Genomic DNA, 3637 nt, shown 5'->3' with positions numbered 1-3637 from the left:
GATGGAAGATGCCAACATAAGGGTCTATGCCGGCACGAATTAGGGCTCCCTCTACTTTTCCATATAAGATACCGTAAGCATAATTCAGTAGCGCATTAAATGGATCTCGAGCGGGCTGCCGGTCTCTTCCTTTAAAGATGTAAGGAGTGGGCATCAGCTGAGAAATAGCTTGGAAATACCTTTTGCCAGAGGCTCCTTCCCAGCCACGTAAAGTGGGCGCCACATCGGAAATGAAGGCGCCCTCTACCTGCTGAACCTTTAATTTATACTCCTCGATACTGTTTATGGCAGCTTTAAAATGATTATGCAGCTGCTGGGATTCGGACGGATCAGGCTGAAAGGCCAAAAGAAGGGCTACCTGTGCATCTAACTTTTCATAAATCAGCTCCTTTACCCACGGAAGTGCCTGCTTAGAATAAAGGAAATTAATCTGTGCCTTCCGAATCGTACTTATAGAACCATACTGCACGCTCCAGACGCGTCCTTCTGGGTTACCGAGATCGTTTACGAAGAGCACCTCGATCTGGTGTTTTATCGCCAGCAAAATGGCATCACTCGTAATGCGCGCAGATTTAGCGATGCTGATACTCTTGACTAGGTCAGGGGGAAAACGCTGCCTTCCTTCTGGTGTGCTGATGACAAAGGCTTCCTGTTCTTTCTGCAGGGTAGCGCCGAAGGTGTTAATGACAAGATGCATAGGCGAAGAAGGGTTAAGGTTTTGGCCTATAAAACTGCTAATCTATGTGTGAGGGCTAGAGGTATTTTCTAAATCGAATGAATTCAAACTTTACATTTTTACTTCCGTCAGGAAGCTCTACCACCACACGATGGGTCGTAGAGGCGATCACAGGAATACTTTCCCGCTTCAGCTTCTCTACTAAGCCGAAAGTGAAGGTGAGCTCCCCCATGAGATGCACACATCGAGGATGAAGCTTTACGATTTCCTCAAAATACAAGGTGACTAATTCTGCCACTTGACGCTCATCCCATGCGGGATCGATAAGCGGAAAGGGCATATCCTGTACGCTCCCAAAATGCAGCTCGGCTTCTTTCAGCTGCATTTCAGGCCAGCGCGAAACAGGGTGGTTAGAGAGATTAAGTAACATCTATAAACTCGTATTTTAGGGATTTAGCTACATTTTTAATCTCTTCTTTTATCTTTTTTTCTAAATTTTGTGCTGTCATCGCACCCCCTCGAAATCCTGCGTGATTGATATCATTTCGTGTTTGGGAAAGATTAGAGGAGAGAGTGCTTACTTCCACGAGATCACTGTTTTTATCGAGAAGTAGTTGAGCTAAAGGCAGATACTGCTCCAGACCTTCCCTTTGTCCCAAATGGCCATAAACCATGGCATGCAAACAGTTTAAAATATTTTTCACATGGTACCGGCTATCTTTATCTACAATATTCAAATTAGCATTTCCAGTGATCTTATCGAAGTTCCTTTTAAACGCACTGTCATCACTGCATTCCTGCTTAATCAACTCAAGACTGTGTGTTAATAGACCTTCTTCTAATTGCGTATAAGCTTGCTGAATAAGCTTATGGTCTAAGCACCATTGGGCACTCTCCAGCCAAATAAATTCTTTTCTCCTAACGATGGGGTTTACCTTTTTTTCTAGAAGCTTGATGATTTGTTTAAAAGGCTTCACCTGAAAATCGGAATTTTCCAAAGTGCTCAGTTTTTCCAATAGGGGAGCGAAGTCTGTATCCATTAATTGTGGAAGTCTATTGGTTTGGAGGTTACCACTTAGTTCTACCACCTGCTTCAACACAAATCTTAAGTCATGGGTAACCGTATCTTTCCCTGCGTTTCAGCTAAAATTCTACCGATATCCCTTTTCCCAAGCTCCTGGAGCTCCTTCACCTGTCCGAACTTTACAAAACTGCTCACCGCGGCCGTATAAGACTGAAAATCAAGCAGTGGCTTAGATCGAGGATGGGGGCATTACGCTCGCCCTCCGGCAAATCCCTCACCTCGCTAGCTGGCCCCAGTTTCTCAAAAGCACCATAGTGAATTCCTGCTACTGTTATGTTTTTAGTTGCCTTTAAATAATTTAAAAGAACTATACCCATCATGGTAGGAACCGAAACGCATGCGTGATGTCTAAAATAATCGTATCCCCTTCCTGAATCTGGTCAGCGATCGTCTCAAATATGGACCAAATTTCCTCTTGAGAAAACCCTTCTTTGATGCGCTGGGTGTTAAGAGTGAACTTAAATCCCTCCTCTTGTAGCTGCTGGAAGCGGGATTTTAAACCCTCGTTTGAGGCTGAATAACTTTTACTCTGCGGGGACCACTGGCCATCATCTAAAAAATTCATTTTTTCTGCTAACTCAGTTAGCAGCAGCAGTACCTGATCATTTGCTGTAAAATTCGTGCAGTACAGCTTGAAAATGGCTTCTTGAATATAGCGCACATTTTCGATTTTTTCTTCGGGATTCCCTTCTGTGAAATAATTACAAGAGACATAATTACTGGTGCCGAGGAAGGAGAGTAAGACTTTTCTATTCATATAATGATTCTTATTTATATTGAAATTTAGCTTTAAGCAATTCAAGCTTGGACTGCAAATCTACCTTCAAAATATTTTCTTTTTTTAGAGTTAGCAAATACCTCCTGATCTAAAATTTTATTAATCCCAAGACTTAACCTCAAATTCTCTAATTGATCAAGAGACTTCTGATCGTCAGAAAACTGCCCTAAAACAGCAATGAACTTTTTACATTGAAGCCCGAAATTTTGAGAAAGAGAAGCAAGCTTAAATATAGGCGGAGAAATCTTGTCCAGTCTAATAACGTCTGCCAAATACACTTTGCACTCAAATACATATAAGTCATTTAAGTACACAAACATTAAATCAAATTCATTATCAAATGGATAGGCAGAGTCACTCTCAATACTTTTAACCCCTACACTGCAAGCAATTTGCGAGTTATCTAGATTAAAGAGCTCTTTAAATAATTTAAAGCAATACAATTCGAACCACTCACCCATTAAATACCTTTTGTCTTCTTTTTTGTAATCCTGATGGCTTGCCCTACTTATCCAGTCCACATTCTTAGGATGACCACGCTGTAATAACTGACGCATTATCTCACTAGGAGAAGGCTCTAATTCATAGTAGTCCAAACTGCTTTCCGCTTTGTATCCATACGCCCTTAAGTAATCATCAAGAGAAAGTTTAAGCGAGTTATCTTTAGGAATACGACCAACTTCGGGATATAAAACTTGATAATCCGGAGAACCGATAGGCGCGTAAAGCATCTCAGAATCAAAATCCATAAAGTATTGAAAAACCATCTGAGACATAAGCTTATTTCCTCCTGTTATATTTACGAGGTATTTTCCCTCTTTTGGAAACGCATAATTTTGAAGCTGCTGAAAGATTACCATGGCATCATTGGCATCAATCAGTACTGTGAAACAACGGTTCTCAGGCAAACGTAAAGCAGCCTTAATATTTTTAGTCATTTTCCGTTCTTCCATTTCCTTACTCGACAGAAAGAAAAATTTAGCCTCTTTTTCACGAAACTGCCTTATAAACAATAAGTTTGGAACGGCCTGTTCAGATACAATACAAACAAAATTAAGCATAACACTACATTAAATACCAATTGAATAATTTTATAAAA

Annotated in this window: 5 protein-coding genes; all 5 read right to left on the bottom strand. The window is 40.7% G+C overall.

The window, feature by feature from the left end; genetic code table 11:
• Positions 1 to 697: CRISPR-associated endonuclease Cas1 (gene cas1, locus A3SI_RS16310; RefSeq protein WP_009057650.1), on the bottom strand; the 697-nt coding region annotated here is incomplete at its 3' end.
• Between the two features lie 55 nt (positions 698 to 752).
• A complete protein-coding gene (locus tag A3SI_RS16305) occupies positions 753 to 1106 on the bottom strand; it encodes a hypothetical protein (RefSeq protein WP_009057649.1) in 354 nt (117 codons plus the stop codon).
• Positions 1096 to 1716 (bottom strand): TM1812 family CRISPR-associated protein, encoded by a 621-nt coding sequence (locus tag A3SI_RS16300; RefSeq protein WP_238531827.1) that lies wholly within the window; start codon positions 1714 to 1716, stop codon positions 1096 to 1098. Before A3SI_RS16300 ends, A3SI_RS16305 begins: the two co-directional genes overlap by 11 nt.
• Before the next feature lie 360 nt (positions 1717 to 2076).
• Positions 2077 to 2517: a CRISPR-associated DxTHG motif protein gene (locus tag A3SI_RS16290; protein WP_156810366.1), complete on the bottom strand. Its 441-nt coding sequence runs from the start codon at positions 2515 to 2517 to the stop codon at positions 2077 to 2079.
• A 41-nt stretch (positions 2518 to 2558) separates the two neighbouring features.
• The gene (locus A3SI_RS16285; protein WP_009057647.1) at positions 2559 to 3599 is read right to left on the bottom strand and encodes a Card1-like endonuclease domain-containing protein; all 1041 of its coding nucleotides are present in this window, start codon (positions 3597 to 3599) and stop codon (positions 2559 to 2561) included.
• Positions 3600 to 3637: the final 38 nt, after the last annotated feature.

The organism is Nitritalea halalkaliphila LW7 (assembly GCF_000265075.1).
Taxonomy (GTDB): domain Bacteria; phylum Bacteroidota; class Bacteroidia; order Cytophagales; family Cyclobacteriaceae; genus Nitritalea; species Nitritalea halalkaliphila.
This window is presented reverse-complemented; position numbering and strand designations above follow the sequence as displayed.